Here is a 17051-nt window from a genome sequence, read left to right on the forward strand (position 1 = left end):
ACAACCTTTTTTATTAACAAAATGGAAAAGGCACTGTAGATTTTCTCTATAGTGCCTTTTCGTGTCTCAGTACTTACTTGTTACTTTCATGTGATTCTAGAATAGGAGAATCCGAAGAAAATTGTCTCGGCTCAGTTTTCTTTAAGTGATTTTTGACGTTACACTTATGATATTGAACACTCCATGCTTCAATCGGGTTAGTAAAGATGAGTCTTTGCTCTTGATTAGGGGTCCCTTCTTCCAAATTACAATGTTCGCCCCATTTACACCACCTCATTGTAAATGTTGAAGAAGAATCATCATCTGATTGATCAAATAAGTGAGAAAGAGTCATCTCTCCATCTAGTATGATAGTATTACTAGTAGATAGAAAAGCAAAAGTTGTCCAACGTTTCTTCATTCCCTCCTACTCCTTTTCGCATAGAATGCCTAAAACTACATTTACCTAAAATGAGTTTGTCTTTTTCTTTACACTTTCTATGGTACCTGAAATAATATCACTCAACTATCGATTATTCTTACAAATTACCTTACATTTTTGTAAGAAATGCAAAAAGCCTCCATCTCTTATAAATGAAGGCTTTACATTATACTTTATTTTTTATTATCATTTAATCCCGCTTCATATAATTGACGCATCATTCCATGAGAAATAGCTCCAAGAATTAAAGTCATTCCAATTAACGAAACTCGAAGCACAGGAATATCAATTATATAAGCTAGCAACCCAAGAACAATTGTTAGAAATAATGCTTTTATAAATGTAACACTTGTGTACTGTTTCTTTTTCATGACTCTCACCTTTCATGAAAACGTTTTCTTTATTGTTATTATATCATATCATCAGACCTTTTGCGGAGGATTTTGTTAAAAAATATTGAATTTTCACTTCTTATCATCATTTTTTGACTTTTCTTTCTCTATCCTTTACAGTCGAAATGTTCATAAGTTTTATAACGCAGGAGGCTTCTCATGAATATAAAAATAAAAGATACATTAATCTCCGAAGAAACACTACAGGCAAAAGTCAAAGAATTAGCACACCAAATCGAACGTGATTTTGCTGGAGAAGAAATCATTATTATTGCTGTATTAAAAGGTTCTTTCGTCTTTGCCGCTGATTTAATTCGTCATATTAAAAATGACGTAACCATTGACTTTATCTCTGCATCTAGTTATGGAAACCAAACGGAAACAACTGGTAAAGTTAAATTATTAAAGGATATCGATGTAAATATTACCGAAAAAAATGTCATCGTTGTAGAAGATATTATTGATTCTGGTTTAACACTTCACTTCTTAAAAGATCATTTCTTCATGCATAAACCAAAAGCATTGAAATTCTGTACATTACTGGATAAACCAGAACGTCGTAAAGTAGACTTACAAGCAGAATATGTAGGATTCCAAATCCCTGATGAATTCATCGTTGGATATGGTATTGACTGTGCAGAGAAATATCGTAACTTGCCATACATCGCATCAGTTGTAACAGAGAAATAGGTTGAAAGCTTATTCATATCATTCACTACTGTGAAAGTAACAAAGGGAGAGATACAAATGAACAAGACAGAGTTTGAAAAAGTTCTACTCATTGTCAATCCAAAAGCAGGACAAGGTGATTTACATACAAATCTAGAAAAAATTGTCCCGCCACTAGCAGCTACTTTTCCCGACTTACGAATCCTTCATACAAAAGAGCAAGGAGATGCGACGAAATATTGTAGAGAATTTGCAAGTGAAGTTGATTTAATCATTGTCTTTGGTGGTGATGGAACCGTTTTTGAATGTACAAATGGACTGGCTCCTCTTGAAATAAGACCAACTCTCGCCATTATTCCAGGAGGAACTTGTAATGACTTCTCTCGTACACTTGGCATTCCACAAAATATTGCTCATGCAGCAAATATGATTGTAAAAGGAGATACAAAGCCAGTTGATGTGGCAAAAGCAAATGACCAATACTTCTTAAATTTTTGGGGAATTGGACTTGTTTCGGAAGTATCTCATAACATTGACGCAGAGGAAAAAGCAAAACTTGGGAAAATTGGTTACTATTTAAGTACACTTCGTACCGTTAAAAATGCTGATACTTTCTCTGTCAAGATTACGTATGATGGACAAGTATACGAGGATGAAGCTGTCTTAGTAATGATAGGAAATGGAGAATATCTTGGTGGAATTCCTTCCTTCATTCCGAATGTACAATGCGATGATGGTTTCCTTGATATTTTTGCTGTAAAATCAACAGGTTTCCAAGCATTTAGAGATTATATTAACAAGAAACTCTTTGAAGACACTGATGAAAATGATATTTTTCATGCAAAAGCAAAATCTATTCGCATTGAAACGAAAGAGGAAAAAGAAGTTGATACAGATGGAGAAAGTGCCCTGCACACACCATGCCATATTGAATTGTTACCTGGACATTTTACAATGATATATAACCCTAATACAGTGCGATAAAGTGAAACTTTTATCAGTGGGGATTTTCTTTATTCCCCACTCATTATGAACCCTCATCAATCGGACTGTTACGAGCAGCAAGACGCCCACCTATCTTCTTATCTTGAGGTGGGCGTCTCATTCCTATTTATTTACTACCGTACTTTTTTTCTGTATGCACAAATACGAAATACTAGCAATGATAAACATGATACCACTAAAATAGATTCCATACTTCGTCGTCATTTCTACAATTGTTTCAATATGTTTTCCAAACAAAGAACCCAGTATAAAGTAAAATAGTGTCCAAACAAATCCTGTCGTATAAGAATATAAGACATATATTTTAAATGGCATATGATTCATCCCAACTAAATAAGGTACGATATGTCTAACAACAGGTATAAAATAACTTATTACTAATGCATAATGTCCATACCTTCCAACCATGTCTTTTGATTGGAAAATGTATTTCGTTTGTTTCTTTTTCAAGAACTTATCAAGTACTTTTGTGCCAAATATCTTTCCTAGCACATACCCTAAAGAAAGGCCCGAAACAACGCCTAAATAGGTTATCAAAAAAGCAGAAATGATATGTAATATCCCCAGTGACGATGCAAACCCACCGCTCATCACAATCATTTCGTCTGGAATCGGCATTCCAACAATCCCAAGCCATAAACAAAAGAAAAGCGCCACATAACCATACTGCTCTATATAAGATATGAATTCATGTAACTCCATGACTTGTTTCCCCCCTCATTCCCTTTCGACAATTGAAGACATGAGCTGGCGGAAGATTTAGCCAAACTTTTTTAAATGAAATTTCTTGAAAAAAGTTTTGAATAAAAGCTTTCTTTGCAAGTGTATATTGAAATGTTATAAACTCACCATCTTCACGTAACGATTCCATTACACTTGATAAAATGCGAGATGACACATCTATTGGTAAAGACGTAAAGGGCAACCCTGATAATATGTAATCAACTTTCTCTATTTGTAACTCTTCCATATATTTTTTTATATTTTCAGCTGATCCATGTATAACGAAAACATTTGAGACATTTTTAAACTGCTTTTGCAAATTTTCATAAAAAGCTTCATTAATTTCAATCAAAATAAATATTGTATGTTCTTTTTTTCGTTTTATAATCTCTTTCGTAAATGCACCTGTCCCAGGTCCTAGTTCTAGAATGTATTTAGCTTCTTCAAAATTAATTGTACCTACCATTTTTTTGGCTAATCGATTTGAGCTAGGCGCAATTGCTCCAACATTTTTCGGATGCTTTATAAATTCGGTTAAGAATGTAATAAATTTCATTTTCAACCTCTCCCGTTCCTTCAATATCATTTCATATAGCCAAAGTGTATCAATCATTTTTTAAAAAATAGCATCGAAAATTCTTAAGATTTTATGAAGAAGTAAAAAAGACTTTGCGCACACCCGCAAAGTCTTTCTCCATTTATAAACATTTAATTGTATGAATCAACTGAATCAAAACAGAATGATCATATTTATTCATTCCTTTAAATTTCCGCTATATGTTACAAGGGTGACGCTAAATAATGTCACGGGCCGATCCTCCAGAAATAGCAGACATTACATCTACAACTTGTTGAAAAAATTGTTTACGCTCTAACTCACCACGGTGTAATTCTTTATATAATTGTCCATCCTTCATGAAGATAACACGTTTACAGTAACTTGCCGCAAAGGCATCATGCGTCACCATTAAAATTGTTGCATGATCATATTCATTCAATGATTTCATACTTTCTAATAAATCAGTCGCTGATTTTGAATCAAGCGCTCCTGTTGGCTCATCACCCAAAATCATACTTGGATTTGTAACAATGGCACGAGAGGCTGCGCAGCGTTGCTTTTGTCCGCCAGATATTTGATAAGGAAATTGATGTAAAATATGATCAATTCCAAACTTCTTCGCAATTTCAAGCACGCGTCGGTCAATTTCACTTGCTTTTATCTTCGATAATGCAAGTGGTAACGCAATATTCTCTTTTACCGTTAACGAATCTAGTAAATTGTACTCTTGGAAAATGAACCCTAAATGATTGCGGCGAAATAAAGCCAATGTATCATCATTCATCTTTACAATATCGTTTCCATCAATGAAAATCTCACCGCTCGTCGCATGATCAATTGTAGAAAGAACATTTAAAAGAGTCGTCTTACCGGAACCAGATGGTCCCATAATTCCAACGAACTCCCCTTCTTTTACTTCCAAATGAATGCCCTTTAACGCTTCAAATTGATTTCCACCTGTATCATATATTTTTTTTATATTTCTTGCTTCTAGCACTGTTTTCATCTATCATCCCTCTTCTCTTCTTTCTTTCCACTCTATCTACTCTCTACTTTTGCCACTATCGATGTTTCGTACAAAAAGAGGTCAGTTATGTAACGGCTTTTAGTAGAAGAAAACGAAATGTAACTTTGTAAAATGACTACTTTACCACTGTAACATCCGGGATCAGGAACCATCCATTCATTCTTCTTACAGGAATATTACATTTCTGTAAGATTAAAAAATCCGGTACTGATGATTCAGCACCGGATTCCTTATGAAAAAGTAATATGAGTGATATACTTGCGACCTGTTGACGAAGCTATATAGCAACTAACTCCTGTGCTTGATTTTGAAGACCTCACTCTCGAAATTCGCCATTCTTTCCAAAGTTATTCTTTTACAGGAATAACTGCACCTTTATATTCCTTATTAATAAAATCTTCCATTTCTTTCGAATGCAATACTTCTACAAGTGCTTTCATTTCTTTCTTATCTTTATCGCCTTTACGAACCGCGACTACGTTTACATATGGAGAATCATTCCCTTCAATCGCGATTGCATCTTTCCTTGGATTTAATTTTGCATCCATTGCATAGTTAGCGTTAATTAAAATCGCATCGCCTTCTTTATTGTTATACATTTGTGCTAATAAACCAGGCTCAATGTCCGTTTTAAATTTCAAATTTTTTGGGTTTTCTGCAATATCATTTACGGTTGCTTTTACAGGTTCTATACCATCTTTAATTTTCAAAATACCTTCTTTTTGTAAAATCGCTAAGCCACGTCCATGATCGGTAATTACATTACTCATAATAATTGTTGCTCCATCTGGAAACTCTTTTAGATTTTTATATTTTTGAGAATATATACCGATTGGTTCGATATGGATTTTCCCAGCTACTTCAAAATCATATTTTTTATCTTTCATTTCCTTCTCTAAGTATGGAAGTCCTTGGAAATAGTTTGCATCTAATTCTTTATTCGCTAATGATTTATTTGGTAATACGTAGTCTTGGAATTTTTCAATTTCTAGTTTGACACCTTTTTTCTCAAGTAACGGTTTTGCTTTTTCTAAAATAACTGCATGCGGTACATTAGAAGCACCAACAACAAGCTTATTTTCACTTTCCCCTCCACAAGCAGCTAAACCAAAGACTGCCGTTGTAATAAGTGCTGATAGTAATCGTTTTTTCATGTTGGAAACACCCTTCTTTTTTTATGTATGTTTGATCAATTCATGTTGAAACGAAATCACAAATCCATCGCCTATATCAATCGCTCTGTTTTCTTACAGACTTTCCTTCCCTCTCATTCGAACAACAAAAAACCTTTCCGCTTTTAGAATGAGCAGAAAGGTTTCTATGCATATATCAACATAATCCTTCCTCTCATCTCTCAAAGCACTTGCTTTGCAGGAATTAGCACCATTTCAACGTAAAAGTTGATGGTTGCCGGGCTTCATAGGGCACAGTCCCTCCACCTCTCTGGATAAGAGAAATCAGATTTAATTTTCATCCGATTTTAAATTTATGGAATTATCTACATTTTATAAATCGAATTCTATCAATATACACTTGTTATGTCAATAGGAATTTTCGTCAAACACAAACCTTCAAATACACTCCCTATACTTTTAGTGTTTTCCGTCTAACTCTATTTCTTCTTTATAAATCGAATATGATTTTATTGTGGAGATAATAACACATAATAATATAGATCCAACTGCACTAAGTATATTAATAGGATTAGGAAATGCTGCAGTAACATACATGAATATTGCCCCAATTACAAATACCTTTGAAGCAAATCGGTGCGTTTTACGCCATACTTCTGGATTTTCTAATGTCCAGTACATTCGAATTCCTACAAAACCATTTGGCTTTGTCTGCTGCATATAGTTACCTAGGACAAGAAATATCGTTCCTAACCCAAAATTAAATGCTACTGAGCCTGAAATAATATATCCAGATGAAGCTAATAATGAAAATATATTACATCCGAAAACCACAAAAAGAATAGCATGATTTGTCATAGACAATACTTTAGCATGTTGTTTATGATTCCTCTTCGTTAAGTCGATTTTCCCTATAAATATCCATATCACATAGAACAATATCATGCTTCCCATTGAAACAGAGGTCGCTTCTACTTTAGAAAAATATCCGTCTACCTCACCAGACGCATTATAATGACGCGGGATTTGCTCTGGTAAATGCGGCCAAACAATATACCAACCAATTGCAACCGCAATAATGAAAATCCACGGTAATAAATGCTTCCTCATTTTCCCTCTCCCCCTTTATTCGTAAACGTAAACACCCACGCTAATAAATCTTGAAATACAGTCGTGTTTAAAGAGTAAACAACGAATTGTCCTCTTTTTTCATCTTGAATAAGCTCAGCATTTTTAAGTGCATTTAAGTGATGCGAAATACTTGGTTTTGTCATATTGAAGTGTTCGGCAATTTCCCCAGCTGTTAAATCACCTTCTTTTAATAAGTCTAATATTTTTCGTCTTGTTGGATCTGCTAATGCTTTAAATGCTTGGTTCAATGTCTTTCTTCCTTTCAATAATTAGACATTTAGATATTTATCTAAATATTAAACCAATACTAAATAATTGTCAATTATTTACATGAACCTTTTTGCTTTTTCCACTTTTGTCCTATACTGTTGATTAGCACTTATTGCAACATAATGAAAAGACAAGAAACACATGTTACACTATAGCTACAATGGCTTTTGAAGGAGGAATATACATATGTATAAAGTTTTAATCGTTGAAGACGATCCAAATATTTCATCTTTGCTTCAATCTCATATTCAAAAATATGGTTATGAAGCTGTTATTGCGGAAAATTTCGATGATATTCTAGAATCGTTTAACGCTGTCAATCCACATCTTGTCTTACTTGATGTTAATTTACCAAAATTCGATGGTTTTTACTGGTGTCGTCAAATTCGTCATGAATCAACTTGCCCTATTATTTTCATCTCTGCTCGTGCAGGTGAGATGGAACAAATTATGGCAATTGAAAGCGGTGCGGATGATTACATTACAAAACCATTTCACTATGACGTTGTGATGGCAAAAATAAAAGGACAATTACGACGGATTTATGGCGATTATGCACCAAATATTTCTGAGCGAATCGTTGAAGTAGAAGGTTTAAAATTATTCCCGGAACGACCAGAAATGCACTTTAAAGCTGAGCAAGTTCTTCTTACAAAAAAAGAGGCCATTTTGGCAGAAATGCTTCTAACGAAGTTCCCACGCACAGCAAGCCGCGAAGATTTACTAGCTGCTCTTTGGGATGATGAAAGCTTCGTGGAAGAAAATACATTAAACGTAAATATTACACGCCTTCGTAAGAAGTTTAATGAACTTGGCATTGAAAATGGAATTGAAACGGTGCGCGGATTAGGATATCGCTTAAATGCAACTTGGAGTGAATAAGCATGAAGTTATTTTTACGTGATCATTTTGCATTTTTTCTACTATATGCTTTAAATTTCGGTATCATTTTCATATTATATGATGCTGTCGATGGATTTCAAAATAACAAATTTTATTTTATCGTATTAAGTTTATATTTATTTATTTGCTTCCTTGCTTATCGCTATGTTCGCAATCGGAGAATGTATCATCGGTTAAGTGAACCACCCGATAAACTGGAAGATGCATTTATTGAAAGAGCAACGGCTCCTATGCCTCATAGTGTAAACGAGCTTGTTCGCACACAATATCGTTTGTTTCAAAAAGAACTGCAAACGTATGAAGTAAAACAACAAGAACATCAATTATTTATTAATCACTGGGTACATCAAATGAAAACGCCCGTTTCTGTCATGCAGCTTATGGTTCTAGAAATGGAAGATGAACACTTAATTCCTAAGTTTAAAAAGGAACTCGATAGATTAAATCAAGGTCTTGATATGGCTTTATATATGGCAAGATTAAATAACTTCCACGAAGACTTCCATGTTGAAACCATATCATTGAAAGAGCTTGTAACGAAAAATATTAATGGATTAAAAGAGCTATTTATTCGCAATGGAGTCTTCCCCGTGTTAGAAGTGCACTCTGATCTTAAAGTTGCTTCTGACGCGAAATGGCTAAATTTCATCATTTATCAATTAATGACAAATGCTGTGCGCTATTCGGGCGAGCATGGGAAAAAAGTTTTCTTATCTGCCTATCCTAATGGAACAGACATTGTTTTAGAAGTGCGCGATGAAGGTGTCGGTATTCCAAAAGAAGATATTCGCAGAGTATTCGAACCATTTTATACCGGAAAAAATGGTCGTACATTCGGAGAGTCTACCGGTATGGGCCTTTATATTGTAAGCAAAATTTGTGATTATTTAGGCCACTCTGTAACACTCGATTCTGAAGTAGGCAAAGGTACTTCTATTAAAATTATTTTCCATCATGCTGGAAATAACGTATCTGATGAAAACGAGACGGTGAGGAGTACATGACAATAGCATATTCCACAAAAATGTATGAGGACTCATTCTCATACATTTTTTACAGCAAGATTGTTTGTTCTTTTATGAGGAGGTATACAGCATGACATTTTGGCAATTCGCATTAAAGAATGTAACGCGTAACTCAAGAGCTTATTTCGCTTATTTTGTAAGCAGTGCATTTTCCATTGCCACGTTCTTTTCATTTGCAGTGTATTTATTTCATCCTCGATTACAAAATCTGAGTACATTAGATGAAGTGACAGGCTTAATGATTTTATCAGAAGTGATTATTGTCGGTTTCTCATTTTTATTCCTGCTTTATTCAGTCGGTACTTTTTTAAAAGTCCGCAAGAAACAGTTTGGTATTTTAACCGTCTTAGGAATCTCACAAAGACAATTAAAGCGGCTTGTATTTATGGAAAATATGCTAATTGGAGTATTGTCTATCTTTTTTGGGATACAATTCGGACTCGTTTTTTCACAATTTTTCTTGCTTGTAACAGCTAAAATCACACACGCATCTGGGCTATATTTATATTGGCCCACCGGTGCGATTCTTTTAACAATAATAATCTTTCTTAGTCTCTTTATTGTTGTCTCAGCTTTTACTCCTATGCTTATTCGAACAAGAAAAGCAGTACGCTTACTAAAAGAAGGAAATATGAAACAGAAGGAACGTAAGCCTTCTATATTGATTTCTCTTTTTGGTATGACTTGTTTACTTTTCGGATATATATTAGCTGGCAATCCAAAATACTTTCTATCACTTAGCTTAGAAATCGGGACCATATACATTGCTTCTAGCATTTTTGTTATTCCAGCACTCGTGACGATTGGAACATATCTTTTCTTTTCTCAAATTAGTTTCCTACTAATTCGCATATTAAAAAAACAAAGAACATTTTATATGAAACGGATTAATATGCTGTGGATTTCTGATTTAGCAAGTCGTATTCGAACAAATATTAATATGCTCTTTATTGTAGCGATGCTCTCTACTCTTGCATTTACAATGATTACATTCATATATGGATTAGGAAAATTTATGAAATTTGATGTAGCAAACAATAAACCATTTCCTTTCACCTATATTTCATATGACGCCAATCCATTTGCCTCACAGCATATGAATTGGCTAGAAAAACGACTGCATGAAGAGCAATTTTCCTATAAGAAATTGAAAACGGATCTATATGAAACTTCATTGCAAAAAGACGAAACGATCCCATACGACCGGACCGCATACGTTCTAAAAGAAAGTGATTATAATAAACTGGCAGATGCTTTAGGCTTGCAACATCTTTTTGTAAAAGACAATGAAACATATATACTACCTGGATATGGTTATCAAAATGTATTAAGTCCTCTGCAAGAAGAGCTCAAGCAAAAAAACGTTACGCTGTCTCAAGCTTCACTTACATTACAAATAAAAGGATATAAAAATTTCAATGTAATCCCTACTGGATTCACATCACAATTACTCATTTTATCTGATGATACGGTACATGCCTTATCCACCCGTATAACGCATATGACACTATACAACTTTACTGTACAAGATTGGGAAAGGACACACGTAATTGCTGGGGAATATCTTCATAAATTAAGAGCAGATCGAAAAAGTATTGCATCAGAAGAGCCTTTATATAAGATGGAAGAAGCCAGTGATACATTATATCAAATTAAATTAGGTGCTGCTTCCTTCTTCTTAATTGGTACGTTCCTTGGTGTCATTTTCTTTATTGGAGCTGGAAGTGTTCTTTATTTCCGTATGTACACCGATTTAGCAAATGAACATGAAAAATATATTACCATTACTAAAATTGGTCTAACCGAATTAGAGATGCAGCAATCGGCTACGATTCAACTTGCTATCTTGTTTTTTGTTCCTTATATTATGGCTTCCATCCATACAATGTTTGCAACGAAAATGCTACAAGAAGTGATAAACTTATCATTATTTACTGAAGTTACAGTTGTGCTCATTATATTTGGAACGGTCGAGATTCTCTTTTTCTTCTTAATTCGTTCCTTGTATATGCAAAAGTTATCACAGCACATTAAGCTTTAAAAAATAGAAAGGTGAATTCTTATGGAAGAAGTATTGCATATTAAAAATGTCTCAAAAGTGTATGAGGGTAAAGTCCCTCATACTGCTTTAAAAAATATTAATTTACATGTAGATAAAGGAGAATTTGTTGCCATTATGGGGCCTTCTGGGAGTGGAAAGTCCACTTTCTTAAATGTAATTTCAACGATTGATTCTCCTACTGCTGGTGAAGTATTTATTAATAGCAAACAGCCGCATACGTTCCGGCGTGAAAAGCTTGCTGTATTCCGCCGTCAAGAATTAGGGTTTGTCTTTCAAAACTTTAATCTTCTAGACACATTAACAATTGGAGAAAATATTGTCTTACCATTAACGTTAGACAATGTTCCTTTAAAAGAAATGGATGAAAAACTTGATAGTATTTCAAAGAAACTGGGAATTGATCATATTTTAAATAAACGAATTTTTGAGGTTTCTGGTGGACAAGCACAGCGAACCGCAGTAGCTCGTGCGGTCATTCATCATCCATCTCTTCTACTTGCAGATGAACCGACGGGAAACCTAGATTCAAAAGCAGCCATCGATGTTATGGAATTGTTTACAAAACTCAATAAAGAAGAAAAGGCTACAATTTTAATGGTAACGCATGATCCTTTTGCAGCAAGTTATTGCAATCGCGTTATCTTCATTAAAGACGGAGAGCTTTATAATGAATTACATCGCGGATTGTATCGCGAGAAGTTCTATCAAGAAATATTAGATGTATTAGCATTACTTGGAGGAAGACGTAGATGACGTTTTTGCAATTTGCATTTAAAAATGTAACGCGCAATTCGAGAGCTTATTTTGCTTACTTTGTAAGCAGTGCATTTTCCATTGCGATTTTCTTTTCATTTGCTGTGTATTTATTTCATCCAAAACTTAAAAATAGTGAACTCAATCACGCTCTTAACATCTTGATAGCTATTTCCGAAGTTGTCATTGTCTTCTTTTCCTTTTTCTTTTTGCTATATTCTATTGGTACCTTTTTAAAAGTGCGCAAGAAACAATTTGGTATCTTAACCGTTTTAGGAATATCACAAAAACAATTAAAACGGCTTATATTTATGGAAAATATGTTGATTGGTGCTTTATCTATTTTTTTCGGAATGCAATTAGGACTTGTATTTTCACAATTCTTTTTATTACTTACTTCTAAAATTACTCATATACCAGGTCTTTATTTATATTGGCCAACGAAGGCTATTATGTTAACTATAATCGTTTTCCTTGTCCTCTTTATCATTGTATCGTCTTTTACGCCGATGTTAATTCGCACAAGGAAAGTGATCCGATTATTAAAAGAAGGAACTATGAAACAAAAAGAACGAAAACCGTCCATGCTCATTTCTTTATTCGGTGCCTATTGTTTGCTATCTGGATATGCTTTAGCTGTAAGCTCTAAAGTCTTTATATCTTTCGGTGGTTTTGTTGTGATTTTTTATATTATTTCTAGCATTTTCATCATTCCACCACTTGTTGCAATCGGAACCTATTTTTTCTTTTCACAAATTAGCTTCTTGCTAATTCGCATTTTAAAAAGTAGACGGAAGTTTTATATGAAACGAATTAATATGCTATGGATATCCGATTTAGCAAGCCGTATACGGGCGAATATTAATATGCTCTTTATTGTAACGATGCTCTCTACGCTTGCCTTCACAATGATTACCTTTTTATATGGATATGGGAAATTTAACAAGTTTCATGTTGTACAAAAAGATCCATTTCCATTTTCATATTTATCACACGATGAAAATACGTTCTCTTCTCAACATTTAAAATGGTTGGAACAACGACTACATGAAGAACAATTTCAGTATCAAAAGTTTACAGTACATTTATTTGAAGTATTTGAAAGCGGACAAGAATCCACCCCTTATTACGCTATAAAGCAAAGTGAATATAACAAACTTGCTACTGCACTCGGACGAGAAAATTTATTTGTCGACCATAATGAAGCGTATATGTTTTTAGGATATTTACGGGAAGGAATCTTTGGAACGATTGATGAACGATTAAAACGAAAGACCATTACACTCACCCAAAACTCATTACAATTGCAAGTAAAGGGTTACAAAAGTGATAATGTAACACCATCTAGTCTCATTCCGTATTTACTTGTGTTATCTGATCAAGATGTATCTCATTTACCAAAAAATGCAAAGCATATGACATTGTATAGTTATCGCGTTCAAAATTGGGAAAAAGCTAACAATATTGGAGCTGCATACATGAAAAACGTCCAGCATGATCTCGAATCGGTTCAGACGGAGCATCCTCCATTTCATGCTACTGAGGCCAGTAATTCACTGTATCAAACCAAATTAGGAGTTGCCTCTTTTTTCTTAATTGGTACATTCCTTGGTGTGATCTTTTTCATCGGTGCTGGAAGTGTTCTTTATTTCCGTATGTACACCGATTTAGCAACTGAACATGAAAAATATATTACCATTACCAAAATCGGTTTAACAGAATACGAGATGCAACAATCTGCTACCATTCAGCTTGCCATCTTATTCTTTGTTCCATATATTATGGCTTCTATTCATACATTTGTTGCAACGAAGATGCTGCAAGATGTATTAGGCTTATCCTTATCTGCTGAAATCACAGTTGTGCTAACGATTTTTGGATCGGTCGAAATTCTCTTTTTCTTTTTAATTCGCTCTCTATATATGCAAAAATTATCAAATCATATTAGATTATGAATAAAATAGCCTTGTGCGTCACACACAAGGCTATTTTTAATAGTTTTTGTTAGCAACCGTAACCATATCCACAATAACCACCGTAGCCACCACCGCCGAAGCAGCTAGCTCCGATAATAATTAATAGGATAAACAATACAATTAGAAGCGCAAAGCCGCCTCCGCAACCATGATGTCCATGACCATGTCCATGTCTGTTATCGCACTTTTCACTCATTTGCTCTATTCCTCCTTTAATATCATTCGTAGCAAGATCTCCAATCTTGCTCTAAATGAGGGGATTCAATTTATATTATGTTTTTGGGGCAAATGGGAAGCTTGTTTGGTACAAAAACGGGCTTGTACTCTTATATATAAAGAAAAAGAGGATTCGCTACAATGAATCCTCTTTTTATCTCTTATATATAATATGCTGCTTTGTTATTTCCTCTAATCTCTCGCGATCAACAGCATATCCAAATCCAGCAGCTTTCGGAACGATCACTTTTCCATTCTGAAGCGTTACTTCTGGCAAAATAATATCCTTCTCCCAATGTCTATTAGAAGCAGAAATATCCCCTGGAATCGTAAAGTTTGCAAGCGATGCTAATGCAATATTTTGCGCGCGTGAAATTCCCATTTCAACCATACCCCCGCACCAAACTGGAATGTTATGCTTCATACAATAATCATGAATTTGAATGGATTCCGTAAGCCCTCCAACTCGGCCCGGTTTAATATTCATAATGCGACAACTTCCAAGTGTAATTGCTACTCTTGCATCTTCCAAGCTATGAATACTTTCATCTAAACAAATTGGGGTTTCCATTTGTTTTTGAAGCTTAGCGTGATCCAGAAAATCGTTATCCGCTAACGGCTGCTCAATCATCATTAATTGAAATTCATCAAGCCTTTTTAACCGCTCAATATCCGCTAACGTATACGCAGAATTCGCATCTACCATGAGTGGTATCTTTGGAAAAGCTCTTCGTATTTCCTTTAGCAATTCATAATCAAGTTCCGGCTTAATTTTCACTTTAAAGCGCTGATACCCTTCTTCTGCATACATTTCAATTCGTTTTAACATATTGGGAACTGTATCTAATCCAACTACAACCCCTACTTCAATTTCTGACTGTGTTCCTCCAAGTAAAGTTGCTAATGACTGATTATCGCGTTTCGCATATAAGTCCCATACAGCTCCTTCTATTCCCGCTTTCGCCATATGGTTCCGTTTTATATGTTGAAAGAGGCTAGGAATTTCATTTGGGTGCATCATTTCAAGCTTTAGCAAATCTGGCAATAAAAAATCTCGAAGCATATGAAGTGCTGTTGTTATTGTTTCTTCCGTGTACCATGGTTCTGAAAAGGCAACAACCTCTCCAAAACCGATATATCCGTCCGTATCCTCCAGTTCAACTACAATACTTTCCCGTCTTTCATATGTGCCATAACTCGCAGCAAAAGGAATAACAAGCGGCATTTCTGTTACATAGAGCGTTGCCTTGTTAATTCTCATTTATCTCTCCTCCAAAAGCTGCCTTAGTTCACGTCTTAATAATTTCTTTGAAGCATTACGCGGTAGCTCATGTAAAAAACAAACCGCTTTTGGCACCTTATACTTTGCCAATTTCTCTTCACAAAAACGAATCATTTCTTCCTCGGTAACATGCCCCGCTTTTACAACAAATGCAGCTGGTACTTGTCCCCACTTTTCATCAGACTTTCCAACAACACCTGCTTCTAAAACGAGCGGATGAGAAAGTAATACCTCTTCAATTTGCGCTGGATAAATGTTTTCTCCGCCTGAAATAATTAAATCACTGCGGCGATCTAATACATATAAAAATCCTTCTTCGTCTAAATAACCAAGATCACCCGTATGAAGCCAGCCATCTACAATTGTTTCACGCGTTGCATCTTCACGTTTAAAATATCCTCGCGTGACGTTAGGACCTTTCACAACAATTTCTCCTTCTACATTTGCAGGCATAACCTTACCATCCTTCTCAATACGAAGTTGACACGGGAAAAGAGGTTTCCCTGCAGAACCAACTTTTGTTAACATATAATCAGCAGAAAGCGTACAAATTTGTGAAGATGTTTCTGTCATTCCATATGTTTGATATACGGGAATTTCCTTCTCTACACATGCTTCTAAAAGGGGCTTTGGTGCTGGTCCCCCGCCTAATAACATGCAGCGTAAAGAGCTTGGATATGTTTCATTTCCTAGTCTTTCTAACAAATCTGTCAACATCTTTGCAACAACTGATATAATTGTTACCCCTTTTGTTTGAATGGCTTGATGAATAAAATCCGGGTCATATTTTGGAACTAGCAATACTCGCATACCGTACATAATGTTTTTCATTAAAAGAGATAATCCGCCTACATGAAACATTGGCATACATGCTAACCAACAATCATCATCGCGAAGCCCTAAATTCAGCGAAGAGCCTATAGCACTTGCCCAATGGTTCCCATATGTTAAAATAACTCCTTTTGGCTTGCCAGTTGTTCCAGATGTATAAATGATTGTCATTGCCTCTGCTAAAGAAAATTCCTCTTGAATCACCACAGATTGCTTTGGTCCGTTCTCCACTTCCTCAAAGGTGTAGACAGGTACCTGCTCTGTTTCAAATGTTTGGTCTGTTAATAAGCAAATCACTTCAGCATCTTCCATTTGCCAAAGTAGCTCTTCTCTTGAAAGACGTGTATTTAGTAATACAGCTACAGCTCCTATATAAGATAGCGCATGAATTACCGCAATCATTTCCATACCATTTTTCATCAGAACAGCCACTTTTTGACCTTTTTTTATTTGTAAGTAAGCAAGATTTTCACAAACAGATACTACTTTTTCATGTAATGCGAAGAAAGTAATTTTCTCCTCTTTTGTTTCAATTGCGATGCGATCAGGTGTTAAAAATGCACGTTGCATTAGCCAATTGGGCATTGTCTCCATTTCCTATTCTCCTTCCATGAAAGAAAGAGACTTGATGTGTATCAAGTCTCTTGTTCTGAACGAGCTGCTTCCGCATGAG

Annotated in this window: 18 protein-coding genes and 1 riboswitch; of the genes, 7 read left to right on the forward strand and 11 right to left on the reverse strand. The window is 35.0% G+C overall.

The window, feature by feature from the left end:
- Nucleotides 1-73 precede the first annotated feature (73 nt).
- Both MR063_RS19185 and MR063_RS19190 read right to left on the reverse strand, forming a co-directional pair.
- Nucleotides 74-400, reverse strand: coding sequence for a hypothetical protein (locus MR063_RS19185; RefSeq protein WP_242200834.1), 327 nt, complete (start codon nucleotides 398-400; stop codon nucleotides 74-76).
- Between the two features lie 194 nt (nucleotides 401-594).
- Nucleotides 595-792, reverse strand: a complete 198-nt coding sequence (locus tag MR063_RS19190; RefSeq protein WP_242200835.1) for a hypothetical protein — start codon at nucleotides 790-792, stop codon at nucleotides 595-597.
- Nucleotides 793-972: 180 nt separating this feature from the next.
- Here MR063_RS19190 and hpt point away from each other — a divergent pair, with 180 nt between their 5' ends.
- A complete protein-coding gene (gene hpt, locus MR063_RS19195; RefSeq protein ID WP_242200836.1) occupies nucleotides 973-1503 on the forward strand; it encodes a hypoxanthine phosphoribosyltransferase in 531 nt (176 codons plus the stop codon).
- A gap of 57 nt (nucleotides 1504-1560) precedes the next feature.
- Nucleotides 1561-2466 carry a diacylglycerol/lipid kinase family protein gene (locus tag MR063_RS19200; RefSeq protein ID WP_242200837.1) on the forward strand — a complete coding sequence of 302 codons (906 nt, stop codon included), beginning with the start codon at nucleotides 1561-1563 and terminating at the stop codon, nucleotides 2464-2466.
- 123 nt (nucleotides 2467-2589) lie between these two features.
- Here the strand turns inward: MR063_RS19200 and MR063_RS19205 are convergent, their stop codons facing one another.
- The 6 genes from MR063_RS19205 to MR063_RS19230 all read right to left on the reverse strand — a co-directional run bounded on the left by MR063_RS19205 (nucleotide 2590) and on the right by MR063_RS19230 (nucleotide 7308).
- Entirely contained in the window at nucleotides 2590-3189 is a 600-nt protein-coding gene (locus MR063_RS19205; RefSeq protein WP_242200838.1) for a DedA family protein, read from the reverse strand.
- On the reverse strand, nucleotides 3176-3766 hold the full coding sequence (locus tag MR063_RS19210; RefSeq protein WP_242200839.1) for a class I SAM-dependent methyltransferase: 591 nt from the start codon (nucleotides 3764-3766) through the stop codon (nucleotides 3176-3178). The genes MR063_RS19205 and MR063_RS19210 overlap by 14 nt, the downstream gene beginning before the upstream one ends.
- Before the next feature lie 238 nt (nucleotides 3767-4004).
- A complete protein-coding gene (locus MR063_RS19215; RefSeq protein ID WP_242200840.1) occupies nucleotides 4005-4775 on the reverse strand; it encodes an ABC transporter ATP-binding protein in 771 nt (256 codons plus the stop codon).
- A 368-nt stretch (nucleotides 4776-5143) separates the two neighbouring features.
- Nucleotides 5144-5950: a methionine ABC transporter substrate-binding lipoprotein MetQ gene (metQ, locus tag MR063_RS19220; RefSeq protein ID WP_242200841.1), complete on the reverse strand. Its 807-nt coding sequence runs from the start codon at nucleotides 5948-5950 to the stop codon at nucleotides 5144-5146.
- 190 nt (nucleotides 5951-6140) lie between these two features.
- A riboswitch (SAM riboswitch) is annotated at nucleotides 6141-6250 on the reverse strand.
- A 138-nt stretch (nucleotides 6251-6388) separates the two neighbouring features.
- On the reverse strand, nucleotides 6389-7039 hold the full coding sequence (locus MR063_RS19225; protein ID WP_242200842.1) for an SdpI family protein: 651 nt from the start codon (nucleotides 7037-7039) through the stop codon (nucleotides 6389-6391).
- Nucleotides 7036-7308: an autorepressor SdpR family transcription factor gene (locus MR063_RS19230; protein ID WP_241814961.1), complete on the reverse strand. Its 273-nt coding sequence runs from the start codon at nucleotides 7306-7308 to the stop codon at nucleotides 7036-7038. The genes MR063_RS19225 and MR063_RS19230 overlap by 4 nt, the downstream gene beginning before the upstream one ends.
- 208 nt (nucleotides 7309-7516) lie before the next feature.
- Between MR063_RS19230 and MR063_RS19235 the strand changes: the two genes are divergently transcribed.
- From MR063_RS19235 to MR063_RS19255, 5 genes are all read left to right on the forward strand, one after another.
- The gene (locus MR063_RS19235; protein WP_242200843.1) at nucleotides 7517-8212 is read left to right on the forward strand and encodes a response regulator transcription factor; all 696 of its coding nucleotides are present in this window, start codon (nucleotides 7517-7519) and stop codon (nucleotides 8210-8212) included.
- 2 nt (nucleotides 8213-8214) lie between these two features.
- Nucleotides 8215-9237, forward strand: a complete 1023-nt coding sequence (locus MR063_RS19240; protein WP_242200844.1) for a sensor histidine kinase — start codon at nucleotides 8215-8217, stop codon at nucleotides 9235-9237.
- Between the two features lie 91 nt (nucleotides 9238-9328).
- The gene (locus MR063_RS19245) at nucleotides 9329-11299 is read left to right on the forward strand and encodes an FtsX-like permease family protein (RefSeq protein WP_242200845.1); all 1971 of its coding nucleotides are present in this window, start codon (nucleotides 9329-9331) and stop codon (nucleotides 11297-11299) included.
- Nucleotides 11300-11320: 21 nt separating this feature from the next.
- The gene (locus tag MR063_RS19250; protein ID WP_242200846.1) at nucleotides 11321-12073 is read left to right on the forward strand and encodes an ABC transporter ATP-binding protein; all 753 of its coding nucleotides are present in this window, start codon (nucleotides 11321-11323) and stop codon (nucleotides 12071-12073) included.
- Nucleotides 12070-14028: an FtsX-like permease family protein gene (locus tag MR063_RS19255; protein ID WP_242200847.1), complete on the forward strand. Its 1959-nt coding sequence runs from the start codon at nucleotides 12070-12072 to the stop codon at nucleotides 14026-14028. The genes MR063_RS19250 and MR063_RS19255 overlap by 4 nt, the downstream gene beginning before the upstream one ends.
- A gap of 49 nt (nucleotides 14029-14077) precedes the next feature.
- Here the strand turns inward: MR063_RS19255 and MR063_RS19260 are convergent, their stop codons facing one another.
- The 3 genes from MR063_RS19260 to MR063_RS19270 all read right to left on the reverse strand — a co-directional run bounded on the left by MR063_RS19260 (nucleotide 14078) and on the right by MR063_RS19270 (nucleotide 16972).
- Nucleotides 14078-14245, reverse strand: a complete 168-nt coding sequence (locus MR063_RS19260; RefSeq protein ID WP_242200848.1) for a YjcZ family sporulation protein — start codon at nucleotides 14243-14245, stop codon at nucleotides 14078-14080.
- Nucleotides 14246-14419: 174 nt separating this feature from the next.
- On the reverse strand, nucleotides 14420-15526 hold the full coding sequence (menC, locus tag MR063_RS19265; RefSeq protein WP_242200850.1) for an o-succinylbenzoate synthase: 1107 nt from the start codon (nucleotides 15524-15526) through the stop codon (nucleotides 14420-14422).
- Nucleotides 15527-16972 (reverse strand): o-succinylbenzoate--CoA ligase, encoded by a 1446-nt coding sequence (locus tag MR063_RS19270; RefSeq protein WP_242200852.1) that lies wholly within the window; start codon nucleotides 16970-16972, stop codon nucleotides 15527-15529.
- Between the last annotated feature and the right edge of the window lie 79 nt (nucleotides 16973-17051).

It is taken from the genome of Bacillus cereus group sp. BfR-BA-01492, assembly GCF_022662815.1.
GTDB lineage: Bacteria > Bacillota > Bacilli > Bacillales > Bacillaceae_G > Bacillus_A > Bacillus_A cereus_BD.